We start from the raw sequence: 15,493 nt of genomic DNA on the forward strand, positions 1-15,493 counted from the left end.
GCGATTCTGGTATCAGGCTAGGAGGGCCTTATAGGGAAGAGTTTTGGCGGATGTAACCCCGAAAATGCGGGAGTAGGGGAGTAGGGGAGTAGGGGAGTAGGGGAGTAGGGGAGTAGGGGAGTAGGGGAGTAGGGGAGTAGGGGAGCGTCCCAGCCCCACATACTGCCTTACTGGCCTACTGCCTTATTCCCTTGGTCCCCCAGCGCCAGCTGATCCGTGATCTCGAAGCGTTCGGAAACGCCGACGCGGATCATGTTGAGGCTGCCTTCGCGCGTGAAGCGGAATTCGTCCGGCGAGTCCGAGCCGCTCGGCTTGCCGTCGTGAAAGGTGATGACGCGGCTGCCGCCATCCGGCCAGGTCACCGTCACGGTGCTGTCGCCACTCTCATGGGCGACGCTGGTCTCGCACCGGGTCATAGGCTGGCCGACGTGACGGGCGCAGGGAATGCCGGAGCCGCCGTCCGCGGCAGGCGCGCCGGGCTCGGCGCTTGCCGAGGCCGCGAAGGCGAGGCCATAGGCATCTTGCATGGCGGTCCTGCCGATCTCGGCCGCGGAAGGCGGCTCGGCCGGCTCGCCGCCGCCCAGGCGCGCCGCTATGTCAGGCTGCGGCTCTTCGGGAGGTGGTTGAGGCGCAACGGCTTCGGCGGCCGGCGCGACGGCGTCCTCAGGCGCAGGCGCGGGATTGTTGGGGCTGAGATAGCGGCCCGGCGCCCATCCGACGATGTGCGCGTCCTGCGTATCCTCGACCTTGCACCAGGGATAGCCGTTGATGACGTTGCAGCCGAAATTCCTGACCGCCGCGCCGCTGGGCAGCCGCGCCGCGATCTTTCCACTTGGTGAAGCGGTGGCGCGGATGTTGAGGAGATCGTTCGGCGCGAGGCCGCCGATGATCGAAATGATCGTTCCCGGCGCATCCTGGGCTAGAACTGGCGGGGCCGCAAGCAGCAAGGGAACGGCGAAGAGTGCCTTCAGCGTCAATCGGAGCGTGACTTTGCGCTTCATCTTTTGGCTGCAATTCCCGAGGCGCGACCGGGTCCAGGGCGCGCCGACCACAAGCCGAGGCGTTTATAGGCGGCGACGCGGCGAGATGTCATCCTGAATTTAGCGGCGATTTTGAGACCCGGAACACGCGCAAATATATCGCTCAGGCCGAAACCTCGATTTCGGAAGTGCCGACCGCGGGCAGCCCGGGATCGCCCTCAGCCGCGGCAATCACGCTGTCGAGCAGGCCGGGAAAGCGCCTGTCGAGGTCGTCGCGGCGCAGCGTGATCAGCCGGCTGGTGCCGACCGCTTCGCTGCGGGTGACGCCCGCCTCGCGCAGCTTGGCGAGGTGGTAGCTGAGATTGGTCTTTGAGGCGAGATCGAGGAACTTGCTGCAGTTCAGCGGCACGCCTTCCTTGCTTGCCAGATAGCGCACGATGGCAAGCCTAGTCGGATCGCCGAGCACGGCCAGCACGATCGGCAGGCTGATCTGGTCGGTGGTCGGATGGGGCAAGCTCATGACCCAGAATTAAGCACAAATGGCACGGACTTCAACGCGGCTCCTCTCTCTGCGATGGACGCTGGTTCTTCTTTTTCAGACCGGTCCTGACACAGGGCTGTCAGCAGGGTTCAGCTATTTTGTCCCGGCTCGGTTGACATCATGCCCTGTTATGTCCAATTGTTCAATAACTTTTGAACTAAGGACAATTCCCGATGGACAAGCGGATCTTCTGGCTGGCGCTCGGATCGTTTGCGATCTCGACCGAAGGCTTCGTCATCTCGAGCCTTCTTCCCGATATCGCCGCTGACGCCGGCATCTCCGTGCCGCTCGCCGGCTCGCTGATCACCGCCTTCGCGCTCGCCTATGCGATCGGTGCGCCTGTGCTTGCGACGCTGACCGGCGAATGGGACCGGCGGCGCGTCATCCTGTGGACGATTGCGTTCTTCGTCATCGGCAATCTGGTGGCGGCGGTGAGCTCGTCCTTCGAGCTGCTCTTGATCGCCCGCATCGTCATGGCGCTGTCGTCAGGCTTGTTCGCGGCGACCGCGCAAGGCACTGCGGTGGCGCTGGTCGACGACCATCATCGGGCGCGCGCCATCGCCGTCGTCGTCGGCGGCACCACGGTGGCGGTGGCGGTCGGCGCGCCACTCGGCGCGCTGGTTGCGGCGATTGCCGGCTGGCGTGGCACCTTCTTCGCCATCGCCGGGCTCGGCGCGCTCGCAGGCGCGATCCTCTGGTGGCGGCTGCCGCGCGGCATCATCGGCACGAAGCTGCCGCTGAAGCGCAGGCTGGCAGCGGCGGTGCGCCCCGGCGTGATGCCGATCCTGTTGACCACGGCTCTTGCGCTGGTCGGCGCGTTCACGGTCTTCAGCTTCATCGCGCCTTTGGCCATCGAAGGCGGTGGGCTCTCCCCGATCGCGCTGCCGGGCATGCTGCTCGCCTTCGGCGTTGGCGCCGTCATCGGCAACATCGCCGGCGGTCAGGCCGCCGACCGCTTCGGCGCGACCCGCACCGTCGCCTGGTCGCTGGCGCTGTCGGCCGCGATGCTCGTCACCTTCTCGCTGATCCCGACCTTCCTGCCGCATCATCTCGCCGGGCCGGCGCTGATGGCCATGATGGTGCCGTGGGGCATCGTCGGCTGGGCCTTCCCGCCGGCGCAGGCGAGCCGCATCATCAAGATCGCGCCGGACGCCGCGCCCATCGTGTTGTCGCTCAACGCCTCGGCGCTCTATTTCGGCGTCGCGCTGGGCGCGGTGGTCGGCGCCGCCGTGCTGCGCTTCGGTGCGCCGGCCGACCTCGGCCTGATCGCCGCGGTGTTCCCGATCGTGGGCCTGGGCGTGGTGTTAGCTGGTCGTGTGTTCGCGCGCCCGGTCGCGATGCCAGCCGAGTAGCTGTTTTCAAATCCCGGCCAGCGGCCGCTTCTTCAGTTCGAAGGAGCGGCCGCCGGCATTTCCAGATCGAGATCGGCCACGGCGTCCAGCGCCGCGCGCAGCTTCGCCGCCTGCTCCGCGCCGACCTTGTCCTCGAATTGCCGCTGCGCGACGCTCCAGAGCTTGAGCGCCTCGTCGAGCTTGGCCTGGCCTCGTGGCGTCAGCCGCACGCGCTTGACGCGGCGGTCGTCCTTGTCGGGAAAGGTCTCGACATAACCGTCGCGGATCAGCGGCTTCAGCGTGTGGCCGAGCGCGGAAAGGTCCATGATCAGCGCCTCGGCGATGGCGCCCATCGCCGGCTCATAGCTGATGTGGATCTGAAAGAGCAGGCCGAACTGAGTGCTCTTCAGACCTGTGGGCGCCAGCGCGTCATCGTAGAAGCGGCCGAGGCTGCGCGCGGCGCGCCGCAGCGTGGCGTTGTTGCAGTCGCTGAATCCGGGCTTGTGAGCTTCGGTCATGATCACTCCTTGCCGCCGCAAAGACGCGCCAGCCTGCCGCAGAAATAGTTTTCGCCGCAGCCGTTGACAAGATAGTGGCATATACCTATTTCGCGAAAGTGGCATATGCCACTAATTGAAATCAGAAGCGCGGCGGATGATGCGATTCATCAGTGCCGGACAAAGCGAAGCGAACAAAAGGAACACGACAATGAGCACGAAGAACAACAAGGGTACGGCCGTCATCACCGGCGCCTCATCGGGCATAGGCGCGGTCTACGCGGACCGGCTGGCAGGGCAGGGCTACGATCTGGTGCTGGTGGCGCGGCGCGCCGACCGGCTGCAGGAACTGGCGGACAAGCTGACCTATGCCTATGGCCGCAAGGTCAAGGTGATTGCCGCCGATCTCTCCGATGACGGTGACGTGCGCCGCGTCGAGCAGGCGATCGCCGCCGACGAGAGCGTCACCTTGCTGGTCAACAATGCCGGCCTCGGTGGCCAGCAGGTGGTGGCAACGGCCGACGCCGACGCAGCCGAACGCATGATCAAGGTCAATGTCATCGCCTTGACCCGCCTGACCCGCGCTGTGCTGCCGGGTCTCCTGGCGCGCAACCGCGGCGCCATTGTCAATATCGCATCGGTGCTCGCTTACGAGACGTCGTTCGGCGGCATCTACAGCGGCACCAAGGCCTACGTCGTCAACTTCACCGAGGGCCTGCACCGCGAGGTCGCGGGCACCAATGTGACGGTGCAGGTGGTGCTGCCGGGCGCGACCCGGACCGACTTTTGGGAGCTCGCCGGCAGCGACATCGACCAACTGCCGAAGGAGATCATTATGACCGCCGACGATCTGGTCGATGCGGCGCTTGTCGGCCTGGCCAGGGGCGAAGCCGTCACCGCGCCGGCGCTTGCCGATGAGGCCAAGGTGGCAACGTTCCTTGGCGCCCGGCAAGCCTTCTATGGCAGCCTGCATGCCGACAAGCCGGCGGCCCGCTACGCGGCCTGAAGCCATTTCGTGAGGCATAGAAAGGCAAGTTCCCGACCTCCCCCTTGTGGGGAGGTCGGACCCAAGGTCCGGGTAGGCCGCTGGTTCTGGTTTAGCGGATTTGGAGACTCTAAGCCGGCCGCCACATCTGCAGGATCGAGGCGGCCAGCAACAAGCCGAGCGCGATGTTGAGCGCGCGCCACTGGCGCTCCGTCTTGAGCAGCCGGGCAAGCAGGGTTCCCGCCACGCACCACAGCGACAGTGAGAAGGCAGCCGCCAGGCCGAACACGGCGCCGAGCAGCAGCGCGAGTTGCAAGGGGCCGTCGGCAAGCGCCGCAAAGGATGCCGCGGCGCCCAGCCCCATCGCCCAGCCCTTCGGGTTCATCCACTGGATGCCGGCGCCGCCGAAAAAGCTGTTCGGCCTGGCCATGCTGATGTCAAGCTTGGGCGGACCGCTGCGGCCGATCTTGATCGCCAGTAGGACCAGATAGAGCGAGCCGGCGATCTTCATCGCGAGTTGTAGCGAAGGGACGGCGGCAAGCAGGCCGGCGAGGCCGGCCGCGCCCGCCGCAGCGACGGTAGCCAGTCCCGCTGCGCTGCCGGCCATCAACGGCACCGAACGGCGAAAGCCGAACTGCGCGCCGGAAGCGGTCGACAATGTCGTGGCGATGCCGGGCGTAGAGGTGGAGATCAGCGCGAACAAGACCAGCGGGATAATGGTTTCGGACATGCGGGCTTCCCAGTCGAAGGAGCCGGCATGCTTAGGCCCTTCGCTGCATCAGTAAATGCAATGTTTGATATGGGTTGCATTATCGATTATAATGCCAGCGATGATCCGCGACCTCGACACGACCCTCGTCCGCACATTTGTCACGACGGCCGACAAGGCCAGCATGACGGCGGCCGCCAATGCGCTTCATTTGACGCAAGGCGCTGTAAGCCAGCAGATCAAACGGCTTGAGGAGGTGCTCGGCCAAAGCGTGTTCGAGCGCGATCGCCGCGGCCTGAGGCTGACACGATCCGGCGAACGGCTGCTCGACAAGGCGAGGCGCCTGCTGCAGCTCAACGACGAGATCCTGGCCGAGATCAGGGGCAGGGCAGTTGCCGGCCAGGTGCGGATCGGCGTGCCCTACGATCTCGTCGGCACGTTGCTCGCTCCGGTGCTGAAAGCCTACGCCGAAGCCTATCCGCAGGTGGAGATCTCGCTGGTCTGCGCATCCTCGCCGGAACTCACGGCGGCCTTGGCGGCGGGCACGATCGACCTGGCGATTATCGAGGAACGCGTCGGTCCCACCGCCGGCGAATGCCTGCTTGTCGACCGGCTGGTCTGGGTCGGCGCCAAAGGCGGCTCGGCGCGCCTGAAGCGGCCGCTGCCGGTTTCGATCGTCGCCGACACCTGCGCCTTTCGTCCGGCGGTGCTGGCAGCGCTAAGCGAGCACGGGCTCGACTGGCGCACCGTGTTCGAGAACGGCAACATCGACGCAACGACCGCGACGGTGCGTTCGGACCTTGCCGTCACCACCTGGCTTGCCTCGACGGTTCCGGCCGATCTCGACATCCTGTCCGATGCCGGCCTTCCGGCGCTGCCGAATTTCTCCGTCAACCTGCATTTGCCCAAACAAGCCGCCGCGCCGGGCGCACAGGCTTTTGCCAGCCATATCCGCGAGGGTCTTTTACGCTATCGCCAGGCGGCGTGAACGGTCGGACTTGGAGCAGTTCAGCATTTGATAGAATCGCTGAATTGCTCCAGCTCTTTGTTTTTACGCAATTCTCGACGGAAAACCGCTGCGCACTTTTCCTAGCTAGAATTGCTCTGGGTCAGCCATTCGTTGCCGCCATGGCAACCGCCAATTGCGCATCGAATGCGCGCTTGAAGGCCGGCCGCGCCTCGCCGCGGGCGACGTAGGCGGCGAGGTTCGGGAATTCGCTCAGCAGACCTGATCTGTTCAACCGGCGCAGCACGCCCACCATGACGAGGTCGCCGGCGCTGAATGCGCCATCGAGCCATTCGCTATCGCCCAGGCGGCGGGAGAGTTCGGCCAATCGCTTGCGGATCCGGTCGTCGACCAAGGGCAGGCGCTCGTCGTGCCACGGCGCATCGCGCTCCAGGATCACGGCTATCGTGCGCTCGAGGATTGGCGGTTCCACCGTGCTGAACGCTGCGAACATCCAAGCGATTGCGCGCGACCGGGCGCTCGCATCGTCGGGCAACAGGCCAGCATGACGCTCCGCGATGTGAAAGACGATGGCCCCCGACTCGAACAGAGCGAGATTGCCTTCTTCATAGGTCGGGATATTGCCGAACGGGCTAATCGCAACGTGCGCGGGTTGCTTCATCCCGCCGAACGAAACAAGACGAACCTCATAAGGTTGGCCTACTTCCTCGAGTGCCCAGCGGACTTGCATGTCACGTGCCAGCCCCCTGCCGCCGTCGGGCGACCGTTCGAAGGCGGTAATGGTGGGAATCATCGGCAGCCCCTGGTGGTTCAGGTCGTAGGTCGCAGGTTGCGAGCGAGTGCGTGGCGGGCTTGGCCCGCCACGCGACAGATCTTGTGCTACCTCCAGTTCTTGCGCCGCTCGAGTTCGGCCGCGGAAGGCTTCTCCTGCGCGAACGAGCCGACTTTGATTTCGCCTGAGCGCTCATAAGTTGCCATGATCACGCCTGTGCTCGATGCCTGCGACTTAACAAGCCTGAAGGCGGCCGGCAGCGTGCCGTCGCCGAAGAGCCGCTTGCCCTTGCCCAGCAACAGCGGGAAGATCATCAGCCGGATCTCGTCGATCAGCCCGTTGGCGAGCAGGGTCTGGATCAGATTGCCCGATCCCTGGATGAGCAGGTCGGGTCCATCCTCCTGCTTGAGACGGCGCAACGTCGCGACGATATCCGGCCCAAGCGATTGCGTGTTCTGCCAGGTCAGGCTATCCGGCCGATGCGTCGCCACGTATTTGGTCGCAGGGTTGAAGACATCCGCGATCGGATCTTTCTGATACGGCCAGTACGCGGCGAAGATGTCGTAGGTTCTGCGGCCGAGCAGCAGGTCGAACGGTTTGGAGAATAATTCATTCATTGCCGCGCCCGCCACCTCGTCAAAGTAATGGAAGGTCCAGCCGCCGAACTTGAAGCCGCCGACCGGATCCTCTTCCGGTCCGCCTGGCGCCTGCATGACGCCGTCGAGGCTGACGAATGTGGCGGCGATGATCTTGCGCATCTTTATTCTCCTGTTCGCTGATCCGCGCCGTCACGGCCGGATTTCTGCCCTAGAGTGGTTTGACGCAATTCCTGACGGAAAACCGCTTCGCACTTTTCCTGGAATTGCTTCTAGGACGAACGGCAAGGCACGTTTTCGACAAGGGCCTGTAAATTTCTATCGCGTGCTATATCGGCGAACGGCGCGAGATGAGAACCAGACATCGCCAAACACGGCGGTTGCCGTCCGGTCTGGTGTCTTGGCCGCTGTCTGCCAGATCGAGCGGGTGCGCGCGGCGCGCTCGCGACTCGGTATTCTCGCCTCGGGTTCGGCAACGGAGGCGCCGATACAGGGGATGAACCAGGAACCCATGAAAGGCAGGCAAGCGAAGCCGTTTTCCAGGCGGGTCACGAGGACCGCCAGGCCGACCGTTTCGGACGGGCGCCATGGGAAGATCATGCGGCCGCCGGGCTTCAACGCCTTCAGCCATGCGGCGGGCGGAGCGACGACGCCGGCATTGACATAGATGACGTCGGACGGCGGCAACGGATTGGCGACGGCGTCGCCATGGACCACCTCGATGTTGCCATGTCGGGCAAGGTTCGCCCTGGCGCGCGCGGCCAGATCGGCCTCCAGCTCGAAGGCGATGACGTTGCCGCCCGGCTCGACCAGTTTGGCCAGCAGCGCCGTATAATATCCGGTGCCAGCGCCGATATGGGTGACGGCCTCGCCTGGCTTCGGCGCGACCTTGCCGAGCCACATGGCATGCAGAAGCGGCTCGCCATTGTTGATGCCCTTGTCGGCATCGAGCACGACAAGCACGTTCTGGTAGACATAGCTTGGATCGGCCGTTGGCGTTTCGATCCTGCCGTCACCGGCAAAGACCGTCCATGGCCCCGGGCCGAGAAAGGCCTCACGCGGCACTGACGCAAACACCTGCTCAATGCGCGGGTCGGCCGAGCGCGCATGCGCGGCCATCAGCCTGGCGTAGAATTTGCGGGCTTCGTCCGATCCGACCATGCATGAAGAAGATAGCGCGGCCGGCTGGAATGTCGCGGCCCGATTTCAGCCGGCGACGGTGTCGTAGAGCAGCTTGCAGTTGAGCACCAGGATGACGGCGGCCACCACCCACGCCAGAGCGGCAATGCCGCGCGGTATGGCGAAATTACCCATCTTGTTCTTGTCCGACACGAACTGCACCAGCGGGATGACCGCGAACGGCAGCTGCATCGACAGCACCACCTGGCTGAAGACCAGCAGCTGGGCTGTGCCCTTTTCGCCGTAGAGCGCGGTGACGGCCACAACGGGGACGATGGCGAAGCCGCGCGTCAGCAGGCGGCGCGCCCATTGCGGAATGCGCAGCCGCAGGAAGCCCTCCATCACGATCTGACCGGCGAGCGTCGCGGTGACCGTCGAATTGAGGCCGGAGGCGAGCAGCGCGACTGCGAACAGGACCGAGGCGATGCTCAGGCCCAGCAGCGGGGACAAGAGCTCGAAGGCCTGGCCGATTTCGGCGACGTCCTGATGCCCGGTGTTGTGGAAGGCGACCGCCGCGACGATCAGGATCGAAGCGTTGACGAACAGCGCCAGGATCAGCGCGATGGTCGAATCGGTGGTCGCCCACTTGATGGCGTCGCGCTTGCCGGCATCGGTGCGCTCATAGGCGCGGGTCTGCACGATCGAGGAGTGCAAATAGAGATTGTGCGGCATCACGGTGGCGCCGATGATGCCAATGGCGATGTAGAGCATCGCCGGATTGGTTACGATCTCCGACGACGGCACGAACATCGAATGCAGGATGGTGCCGGCCGGCGGCGCAGCGACGAAGATCTGGATGGCAAAGCAGCCGAAGATGATGATCAGCAGCGCTACGACGAAGGCTTCGAGGTAACGGAAGCCTTTGTTCATCAAGAGAAGCACAAGGAAGGCGTCGAGCGCGGTGAGGATGGCGCCGCCGATCAGCGGAATGCCGAACAGAAGCTGCAGCGCGATCGCCGTGCCGATCACCTCGGCGAGGTCGCACGCGATGATCGCCAGTTCGCAGGCGATCCAGAGCATCAAATTGACCGGGCGCGGATAGTAGGCGCGGCAGGCCTGCGCGAGGTCGCGCCCTGTGGCTATGCCGAGACGCGCCGCCAGCGCCTGCAACAGGATCGCCATCAGGTTCGACAGCATGATGATGAAAAGCAGCGTGTAGCCGAACTGGGCGCCGCCGGCGAGGTCGGTCGCCCAGTTGCCCGGATCCATATAGCCGACCGAGATCATGTAGCCCGGTCCCATGAAGGCGAACAAGCGACGGAACCAGACGCCGCCCTGCGGCACCGCGATCGAGGCGTTCACCTCGCGAAGGCTGGGCTGCTCGTCGTCGGGCCTGTCGAATCGCCACGCGGGTCGGGCTGCGGCTGTTGCATCGGCGTCGGACATGGGGGATTTCCGCTGGAACGTATCGAAAGTGCCTTTATCTATGCCACGGCTCAACATTATGCAATATGCTATATTTTATTGATCGTGCTTTCGTGATGCGCCGGAGCAAGGCTGGCGGCGGGCTGCTGCAAACGCCGGTTGCGCCTGCGCGGGAATGCAAATAAACGGCCGGACGGTCAGGGGTTCGTGCTATGGATGCGATCCCGATACAATCGAAGAGATTGAGCATGTTGTCGTCCGAAAACCGCTTCACACTTTTCGGCATCATGCTCTAGGACAGCCAAGGAGGAGCGCGTATTGGCGCTGAGGAACAAACCGGTTCGACGCGAAGAGCCGCTACCGGACGCGGAAATTCATTCGGAGGGGTTCCGGCAGCAGCGCGAAGCGCGCCGCAGCGCGCTGGTCGAGGACTATGTCGAGCTGATCGCCGATCTGATCGAGGACGGCAACGAAGCGCGGCAGGTGGATATCGCGGCAAGGCTCGGCGTCGCGCAGCCGACGGTGGCAAAGATGCTGACCAGGCTGTGCGCCGACGGGCTGGTCTCGCGAAAGCCCTATCGCGGCGTGTTCCTGACCGAGGCCGGCCGCAAGGTCGCCGAGGAAAGCCGTATCCGCCACCAGACGGTGGAGGCCTTCCTGCGCTCGCTGGGCGTCAGCGCCGAGACGGCGCGCATCGACGCCGAGGGCATCGAGCACCATGTCAGCGCCGAAACGCTGGAAGCTTTCCGCCGCGCGATGACGCATCGCTGAAACGCGGTGGGCGGAACCGCCGCATCTCAAGCACGTTTGTCCCGACAGCGCGGTCGTCGCGCGTAAGGAGGAAGCAATGGGCGTCGAACAGGCACCGACCGCTAAAGGAAAGCGGGCAGCCAGGGGATTGCGGCAGGCGGCCGCCAAGGACGAGCGCAAGACCGAGGCCGAGACCGGCCACCCGCTGAAGAAGGGCGCGGCGCGTTTCGAGGAACGTTCGAAAAGTTCGGACGGCAAGAGCGCCGGCGCCAAGCAGAAAAGTTGAGGCTTTAGCCGGTTTATGGTCAGTCGAACTCTGTCCGCTTGACCGGAATTGCCTGCGTGTCGGCATTTGCCAAGCGCGAAAAATTCTGTGACTTGGGCCGGCCGTTGCGATAATTGTCTGCAGGGGGCGGTCGCGGGCTGGTCCCTCCAGGACATTTGCGTTGCGAGGAGTTGCCATGCTTTGGAGAGGCCGTCGTCAGAGCGACAACGTAGAGGATGACCGCAGCGACAGCGGCGGCGGGCTCGGCGGCGGACTGGGCGGCAGCCCCGGTCAGTTCCGCGTTCCGATCGGCGGCCGCGCCGGCGGCGGCGGCAGCATCATCCTGGTCATCCTGGTTGTGCTCGCAGGATGGTATTTCGGCTTCGATCCATCGCAGATACTGGGCGACGGCAGCGGCGGGGGTGGCGGCGGCCAGATCACCGACAACAGCGGCTCGCGGGATAATGGCGGCGCGCCCGCCAATGACGAGATGAAGCAGTTCGTCGCAACCGTGCTTGCCGACACCGAGGATACCTGGACCGGCATATTCAAATCTCAAGGGTTGACCTATGAGGATCCCAAGCTGGTGCTGTTCAGCGGGCAGGTTCGTTCGGCCTGCGGTTTCGCTTCAGCGGCGGCTGGTCCATTCTACTGCCCGGGCGACCACAAGGTCTATCTCGACATGACCTTCTTCCAGCAACTCGACCAGCAGTTCGGCGCTTCCGGCGAGTTCGCCCGCGCCTATGTGGTCGCGCATGAGGTGGGTCATCACGTGCAGAACCTCACCGGCATCATGGGCAAGTTCAACCAGATGCGGCAAGGCATGAGCGAGGCCGACGCCAATCAGCTGTCGGTGCGCATCGAGCTACAGGCCGATTGCTTCGCCGGCGTGTGGGCGCATTTCACCCAGCAAAAGGGTATTTTGGAGCAGGGCGACATCGAAAGCGCGCTCAATGCCGCCAAGCAGATCGGCGACGACACGCTGCAGAAGAAGATGCAGGGTTATGTCGTGCCGGAAAGCTTCAACCATGGCACCTCGCAGCAGCGGCAGACCTGGCTGGCGCGCGGCTTCAAGAGCGGCAAGCTGTCCGACTGCAACACGATGAGCGGTCCGATCTGAGGCTGCGCATGCGGCTAATTTCCAACGGCGATCCGCGATCGGTGGCAGCTGGCAAGTGATGCCAGCATAAGACGTTTGCCTTCGTTCGCGGATTGTTCCCGCCGCGAACCTCGCCTATAAGGTGCCTCCCGCCTTTGGCCCGGGCGGCGTGAGGAGCTTATCACCATGATCGACCCTAAGACCGCCAGGCGGGGCCTTGCGCTTGTTTTCACCACGCTGCTGCTCGACATCATCGGCTTCGGCATCATCATGCCGGTGCTGCCGGCCTATCTGGAGGAATTGAGCGGCGTCAGCATCAGCCAGGCCGCGATCGAGGGCGGCTGGCTGTTCTTCGTCTATGCGGCGATGCAGTTCTTCTTCGCACCGATCATGGGCGGCTTGAGCGACCGCTTCGGGCGGCGGCCGATCCTGCTTGCCTCGGTGCTGACCTTCTCGATCGACAATCTGATCTGCGCCGTCGCCTGGTCCTATCCGATCCTGTTCATCGGCCGGGTGCTGGCCGGCATTTCCGGCGCCAGCTATTCGACGACATCGGCCTTCATCGCCGATATCTCGAACGACGAGAACCGGGCGAAGAATTTCGGCCTGCTCGGCATCGCCTTCGGCGTCGGCTTCGTCATCGGCCCGGTGCTGGGCGGCCTGCTCGGCACCTTCGGGCCGCGCGTGCCGTTCTATTTCGCCGCGGCGCTTGCCTTGGTGAATTTCCTGATCGCGATGTTCCTGCTGCCGGAGACGCTGGACGAAAAGCATCGTCGCCGCTTTGAATGGAAGCGCGCCAATCCGGTCGGCACGCTCATGCAGATGCGCAATTATCCGGGGATCGGCTGGATCGGACTGGTCTTCTTCCTGATGACGCTCGGCCACATGATGTATCCGGCGGTCTGGTCGTTCGTTTCCAGCTACCGCTACGGCTGGAACCAGCAGCAGATCGGCTTCTCGCTCGGCGCCTTCGGCCTCTGCGGCGCGATCATTATGGCGACAGTGCTGCCGCGCGTCATTCCCAAGCTTGGCGAGTGGAAGACCGCGGCGATCGGGCTGACCTTCACCGCGCTCAGCGCCTTCGGTTATGCGTTTTCGACGCAAGGCTGGATGATCTATGCGGTGATCGTGGCCGGCTGCCTGGAAGCGCTGGCCGACCCGCCGCTCAGAAGCCTCGCCGCAGCCAAGGTGCCGCCTTCGGCGCAGGGCGAATTGCAGGGCGCGATGACCTCGATCTTCTCGATCACCTCGATCATCACGCCGCTGCTCTATACGGCGATCTTTTCCTGGTTCACGAGCCCGACCGCGCCGGTCGTGTTCGGCGGCGCGCCCTATGTGCTCGGCGCTATTTTCCTCACTTTGGCGGTTATCGTCTTCGTGACGAAAGTGGCCAGGCCGACGCCGAAGGAAGTCGAGCGCATGCATACGCAGGAAGCGGTGACCGACGCGGCTTGAGGACGACTAAGGCTCGATCCATTCCCTGGGGATATCGAGCGCCTTCGCCAGCATTGCGCTGGTCTGCTCGGACGGCTTACGGCGATTGGCTTCGAGATCCGACAGGAAACCCTGGCTGACATCGATCGTTGCCGCCAGTTCGGCTTGGGTAAGCTTTCGCCAGTTGCGCAGCGCCTTTAGCCGGCTCGAGCCACGCAATACATCCATTGTAACGTCCGCCGGCAGGGTCTTATCGGTTTTGAGGTCGGCTTTACGCTCGTCGTAGATTGCGATGTCCGCAGCATCTTCGAGAGCCTCCTCGGCAGCGCGCAGCAACGCCTCGTAATCCGCTTTAGGGATGACGACCAACTCCTCGCCGGTCGGAGTTTTGATGATTTGCGGGGCATTCATGACGTGTTGTCCTGTTATGGCCTGCTGTATGTCGTGGTTTCGCGTTTTCCTATGTAGATCGCGAAGATAGTGGTTCGATCTTCGTCGAATATGACCCGGTAGCGACCAATGCGCAGCCAGCAAGGCGTTTGACTTCTCCTCGAGCGTGTCAACGTTCGGCCAGTGCTTCCTCGCCGCGTCGCTCGCGGATCAGGTTGACGAAGCGCCGGAACAGGTAATGCGAATCCTGCGGGCCGGGCGAGGCCTCGGGGTGATGCTGGACCGAGAAGACCGGCCGGCCGGTCAGCGCGATGCCGCAGTTCGAGCCGTCGAAGAGCGAGACATGGGTTTCCTCGACGCCTTCGGGCAGTGAGTCGGCGTCGACGGCGAAACCGTGGTTCATCGAGACGATCTCGACCTTGCCGGTGGTGTGGTCCTTGACCGGATGATTGGCGCCGTGATGGCCCTGGTGCATCTTCTCGGTCCTGCCGCCGAGCGCCAGCGCCAGCATCTGATGGCCGAGGCAGATGCCGAACACCGGTATGTCGGTCTTGAGGATGTCCTGGATGACCGGCACGGCATATTCGCCGGTCGCTTCCGGGTCGCCCGGGCCGTTCGACAGGAAGATGCCGTCCGGCTGCATGGCCAGGATTTCCTCGGCACCTGTTTTGGCCGGCACGACGGTGACTTTGGCGCCGAGGCCTGCCAGCAGGCGCAGGATGTTGCGCTTGACGCCATAGTCGATCGCGACGACATGCAGCGACGGTGCGTCCTGCTCGCCATAGCCCTCGTTCCAGATCCAGGGCGTCTCGCGCCAGACCGAAGACTGGCCCGACGTGACCTCCTTGGCGAGATCGAGGCCGATCAGGCCCGACCAGGCCGCGGCCTGCCGCTTCAGGTCCTCGATGTCGAAGACGCCATCGGGCGCATGCGCGATGACGGCATTGGGCATGCCTTTCTCGCGGATCAGCACGGTCAGCGCGCGGGTGTCGATGCCGGAAAGCGCGACGATGCCGCGCCGCTTCAGCCACTGATCGAGATGACCGGCGGCGCGATAGTTGGACGGGTCGGTGACATTGGCCTTGAAGATGGCGCCGACAGCGCCCGCGCGGGCCGCCGGGTTGAGGTCTTCGATGTCCTCGTCATTGGTGCCGACATTGCCGATATGCGGAAAGGTGAAGGTGACGATCTGGCCGGCGTAAGACGGATCGGTGAGGATTTCCTCGTAACCGGTCAGCGCGGTGTTGAAGCACACTTCCGCAACGGCCGATCCGGCGGCGCCGAGGCCGCGGCCCTCGATCACCGTGCCGTCGGCGAGCACCAGAAGGGCGGTCGGCTTTTCGGTGGCCCAGGGGGCGGTGATGGTGGCCATGGCGGCACTCCTGTCAGACGCTTCAAACCGGCCGGCTGGGCCGTTCGCGCAGCAAGGCGCGCGAAGCAGGCTTTCCCGCCCTCACACGCCGGTTCTTTCCAGTCATGCCGTTTTCCCAAAACCGCTACGCACTTTTGGGCGACATGATTTCATTGTCTCATGCAGGACCGAGTACATAGGGGAAGGCGCCGGAGCGGTCAATGCGGCGCCCTCGAACCACAGCGGATTTGCTTTCGTCCAGCAATATCAGCGGCTTGTCCG

The 15,493-nt window shown here is 64.1% G+C and carries 17 protein-coding genes; 7 read left to right on the forward strand and 10 right to left on the reverse strand.

Annotated elements, in window-relative coordinates:
• Positions 1-167: 167 nt before the first annotated feature.
• Together ACWGS9_RS18080 and ACWGS9_RS18085 are read right to left on the reverse strand one after the other, a co-directional pair.
• Entirely contained in the window at positions 168-1,001 is an 834-nt protein-coding gene (locus tag ACWGS9_RS18080; RefSeq protein WP_454506525.1) for an SH3 domain-containing protein, read from the reverse strand.
• Between the two features lie 142 nt (positions 1,002-1,143).
• Entirely contained in the window at positions 1,144-1,500 is a 357-nt protein-coding gene (locus tag ACWGS9_RS18085; protein WP_454506526.1) for an ArsR/SmtB family transcription factor, read from the reverse strand.
• Positions 1,501-1,694: 194 nt separating this feature from the next.
• On the opposite strand from ACWGS9_RS18085, the gene ACWGS9_RS18090 reads away from it, so the two are divergent.
• Complete coding sequence (locus ACWGS9_RS18090; protein WP_454506527.1) at positions 1,695-2,873, forward strand: MFS transporter; 1,179 nt, start codon at positions 1,695-1,697, stop codon at positions 2,871-2,873.
• Positions 2,874-2,905: 32 nt separating this feature from the next.
• Here ACWGS9_RS18090 and ACWGS9_RS18095 read toward each other — a convergent pair whose 3' ends face one another.
• The gene (locus ACWGS9_RS18095; RefSeq protein WP_454506528.1) at positions 2,906-3,370 is read right to left on the reverse strand and encodes a MarR family winged helix-turn-helix transcriptional regulator; all 465 of its coding nucleotides are present in this window, start codon (positions 3,368-3,370) and stop codon (positions 2,906-2,908) included.
• A gap of 190 nt (positions 3,371-3,560) precedes the next feature.
• Between ACWGS9_RS18095 and ACWGS9_RS18100 the strand changes: the two genes are divergently transcribed.
• Positions 3,561-4,355, forward strand: coding sequence for an SDR family NAD(P)-dependent oxidoreductase (locus tag ACWGS9_RS18100; RefSeq protein ID WP_454506529.1), 795 nt, complete (start codon positions 3,561-3,563; stop codon positions 4,353-4,355).
• A 109-nt stretch (positions 4,356-4,464) separates the two neighbouring features.
• Here ACWGS9_RS18100 and ACWGS9_RS18105 read toward each other — a convergent pair whose 3' ends face one another.
• Positions 4,465-5,064 carry a LysE family translocator gene (locus ACWGS9_RS18105; protein ID WP_454506530.1) on the reverse strand — a complete coding sequence of 200 codons (600 nt, stop codon included), beginning with the start codon at positions 5,062-5,064 and terminating at the stop codon, positions 4,465-4,467.
• A gap of 100 nt (positions 5,065-5,164) precedes the next feature.
• Here ACWGS9_RS18105 and ACWGS9_RS18110 point away from each other — a divergent pair, with 100 nt between their 5' ends.
• Entirely contained in the window at positions 5,165-6,031 is an 867-nt protein-coding gene (locus tag ACWGS9_RS18110; protein ID WP_454506608.1) for a LysR family transcriptional regulator, read from the forward strand.
• Between the two features lie 121 nt (positions 6,032-6,152).
• Here the strand turns inward: ACWGS9_RS18110 and ACWGS9_RS18115 are convergent, their stop codons facing one another.
• From ACWGS9_RS18115 to ACWGS9_RS18130, 4 genes are all read right to left on the reverse strand, one after another.
• Positions 6,153-6,803 (reverse strand): glutathione S-transferase family protein, encoded by a 651-nt coding sequence (locus ACWGS9_RS18115; protein WP_454506531.1) that lies wholly within the window; start codon positions 6,801-6,803, stop codon positions 6,153-6,155.
• 86 nt (positions 6,804-6,889) lie between these two features.
• Positions 6,890-7,540: a dihydrofolate reductase family protein gene (locus ACWGS9_RS18120; RefSeq protein WP_454506532.1), complete on the reverse strand. Its 651-nt coding sequence runs from the start codon at positions 7,538-7,540 to the stop codon at positions 6,890-6,892.
• Between the two features lie 156 nt (positions 7,541-7,696).
• Entirely contained in the window at positions 7,697-8,539 is an 843-nt protein-coding gene (locus tag ACWGS9_RS18125; protein WP_454506533.1) for a protein-L-isoaspartate O-methyltransferase family protein, read from the reverse strand.
• 45 nt (positions 8,540-8,584) lie between these two features.
• Positions 8,585-9,943 carry an Nramp family divalent metal transporter gene (locus ACWGS9_RS18130; protein ID WP_454506534.1) on the reverse strand — a complete coding sequence of 453 codons (1,359 nt, stop codon included), beginning with the start codon at positions 9,941-9,943 and terminating at the stop codon, positions 8,585-8,587.
• Between the two features lie 297 nt (positions 9,944-10,240).
• Between ACWGS9_RS18130 and mntR the strand changes: the two genes are divergently transcribed.
• From mntR to ACWGS9_RS18150, 4 genes are all read left to right on the forward strand, one after another.
• Entirely contained in the window at positions 10,241-10,693 is a 453-nt protein-coding gene (gene mntR / locus ACWGS9_RS18135; RefSeq protein ID WP_320311731.1) for a manganese-binding transcriptional regulator MntR, read from the forward strand.
• 76 nt (positions 10,694-10,769) lie between these two features.
• The gene (locus ACWGS9_RS18140; RefSeq protein ID WP_454506535.1) at positions 10,770-10,958 is read left to right on the forward strand and encodes a hypothetical protein; all 189 of its coding nucleotides are present in this window, start codon (positions 10,770-10,772) and stop codon (positions 10,956-10,958) included.
• 175 nt (positions 10,959-11,133) lie between these two features.
• Positions 11,134-12,057 (forward strand): KPN_02809 family neutral zinc metallopeptidase, encoded by a 924-nt coding sequence (ypfJ, locus tag ACWGS9_RS18145; RefSeq protein WP_454506536.1) that lies wholly within the window; start codon positions 11,134-11,136, stop codon positions 12,055-12,057.
• Between the two features lie 165 nt (positions 12,058-12,222).
• Positions 12,223-13,491: a TCR/Tet family MFS transporter gene (locus tag ACWGS9_RS18150; protein WP_454506537.1), complete on the forward strand. Its 1,269-nt coding sequence runs from the start codon at positions 12,223-12,225 to the stop codon at positions 13,489-13,491.
• 6 nt (positions 13,492-13,497) lie between these two features.
• Here ACWGS9_RS18150 and ACWGS9_RS18155 read toward each other — a convergent pair whose 3' ends face one another.
• Positions 13,498-13,881 carry a helix-turn-helix domain-containing protein gene (locus ACWGS9_RS18155; protein ID WP_454506538.1) on the reverse strand — a complete coding sequence of 128 codons (384 nt, stop codon included), beginning with the start codon at positions 13,879-13,881 and terminating at the stop codon, positions 13,498-13,500.
• A 148-nt stretch (positions 13,882-14,029) separates the two neighbouring features.
• The gene (gene carA, locus ACWGS9_RS18160; protein WP_454506539.1) at positions 14,030-15,232 is read right to left on the reverse strand and encodes a glutamine-hydrolyzing carbamoyl-phosphate synthase small subunit; all 1,203 of its coding nucleotides are present in this window, start codon (positions 15,230-15,232) and stop codon (positions 14,030-14,032) included.
• Positions 15,233-15,493 lie beyond the last annotated feature (261 nt).

The organism is Mesorhizobium sp. Arg314 (assembly GCF_053714275.1).

Bases quoted from the DNA above. Each gene is read 5' to 3' on its own strand.
- ACWGS9_RS18080 (WP_454506525.1), bottom strand. From the start codon at position 1,001: ATGAAGCGCAAAGTCACGCTCCGATTGACGCTGAAGGCACTCTTCGCC.
- ACWGS9_RS18085 (WP_454506526.1), bottom strand. From the start codon at position 1,500: ATGAGCTTGCCCCATCCGACCACCGACCAGATCAGCCTGCCGATCGTG.
- ACWGS9_RS18090 (WP_454506527.1), top strand. From the start codon at position 1,695: ATGGACAAGCGGATCTTCTGGCTGGCGCTCGGATCGTTTGCGATCTCG.
- ACWGS9_RS18095 (WP_454506528.1), bottom strand. From the start codon at position 3,370: ATGACCGAAGCTCACAAGCCCGGATTCAGCGACTGCAACAACGCCACG.
- ACWGS9_RS18100 (WP_454506529.1), top strand. From the start codon at position 3,561: ATGAGCACGAAGAACAACAAGGGTACGGCCGTCATCACCGGCGCCTCA.
- ACWGS9_RS18105 (WP_454506530.1), bottom strand. From the start codon at position 5,064: ATGTCCGAAACCATTATCCCGCTGGTCTTGTTCGCGCTGATCTCCACC.
- ACWGS9_RS18110 (WP_454506608.1), top strand. From the start codon at position 5,165: ATGATCCGCGACCTCGACACGACCCTCGTCCGCACATTTGTCACGACG.
- ACWGS9_RS18115 (WP_454506531.1), bottom strand. From the start codon at position 6,803: ATGATTCCCACCATTACCGCCTTCGAACGGTCGCCCGACGGCGGCAGG.
- ACWGS9_RS18120 (WP_454506532.1), bottom strand. From the start codon at position 7,540: ATGCGCAAGATCATCGCCGCCACATTCGTCAGCCTCGACGGCGTCATG.
- ACWGS9_RS18125 (WP_454506533.1), bottom strand. From the start codon at position 8,539: ATGGTCGGATCGGACGAAGCCCGCAAATTCTACGCCAGGCTGATGGCC.
- ACWGS9_RS18130 (WP_454506534.1), bottom strand. From the start codon at position 9,943: ATGTCCGACGCCGATGCAACAGCCGCAGCCCGACCCGCGTGGCGATTC.
- ACWGS9_RS18140 (WP_454506535.1), top strand. From the start codon at position 10,770: ATGGGCGTCGAACAGGCACCGACCGCTAAAGGAAAGCGGGCAGCCAGG.
- ypfJ (WP_454506536.1), top strand. From the start codon at position 11,134: ATGCTTTGGAGAGGCCGTCGTCAGAGCGACAACGTAGAGGATGACCGC.
- ACWGS9_RS18150 (WP_454506537.1), top strand. From the start codon at position 12,223: ATGATCGACCCTAAGACCGCCAGGCGGGGCCTTGCGCTTGTTTTCACC.
- ACWGS9_RS18155 (WP_454506538.1), bottom strand. From the start codon at position 13,881: ATGAATGCCCCGCAAATCATCAAAACTCCGACCGGCGAGGAGTTGGTC.
- carA (WP_454506539.1), bottom strand. From the start codon at position 15,232: ATGGCCACCATCACCGCCCCCTGGGCCACCGAAAAGCCGACCGCCCTT.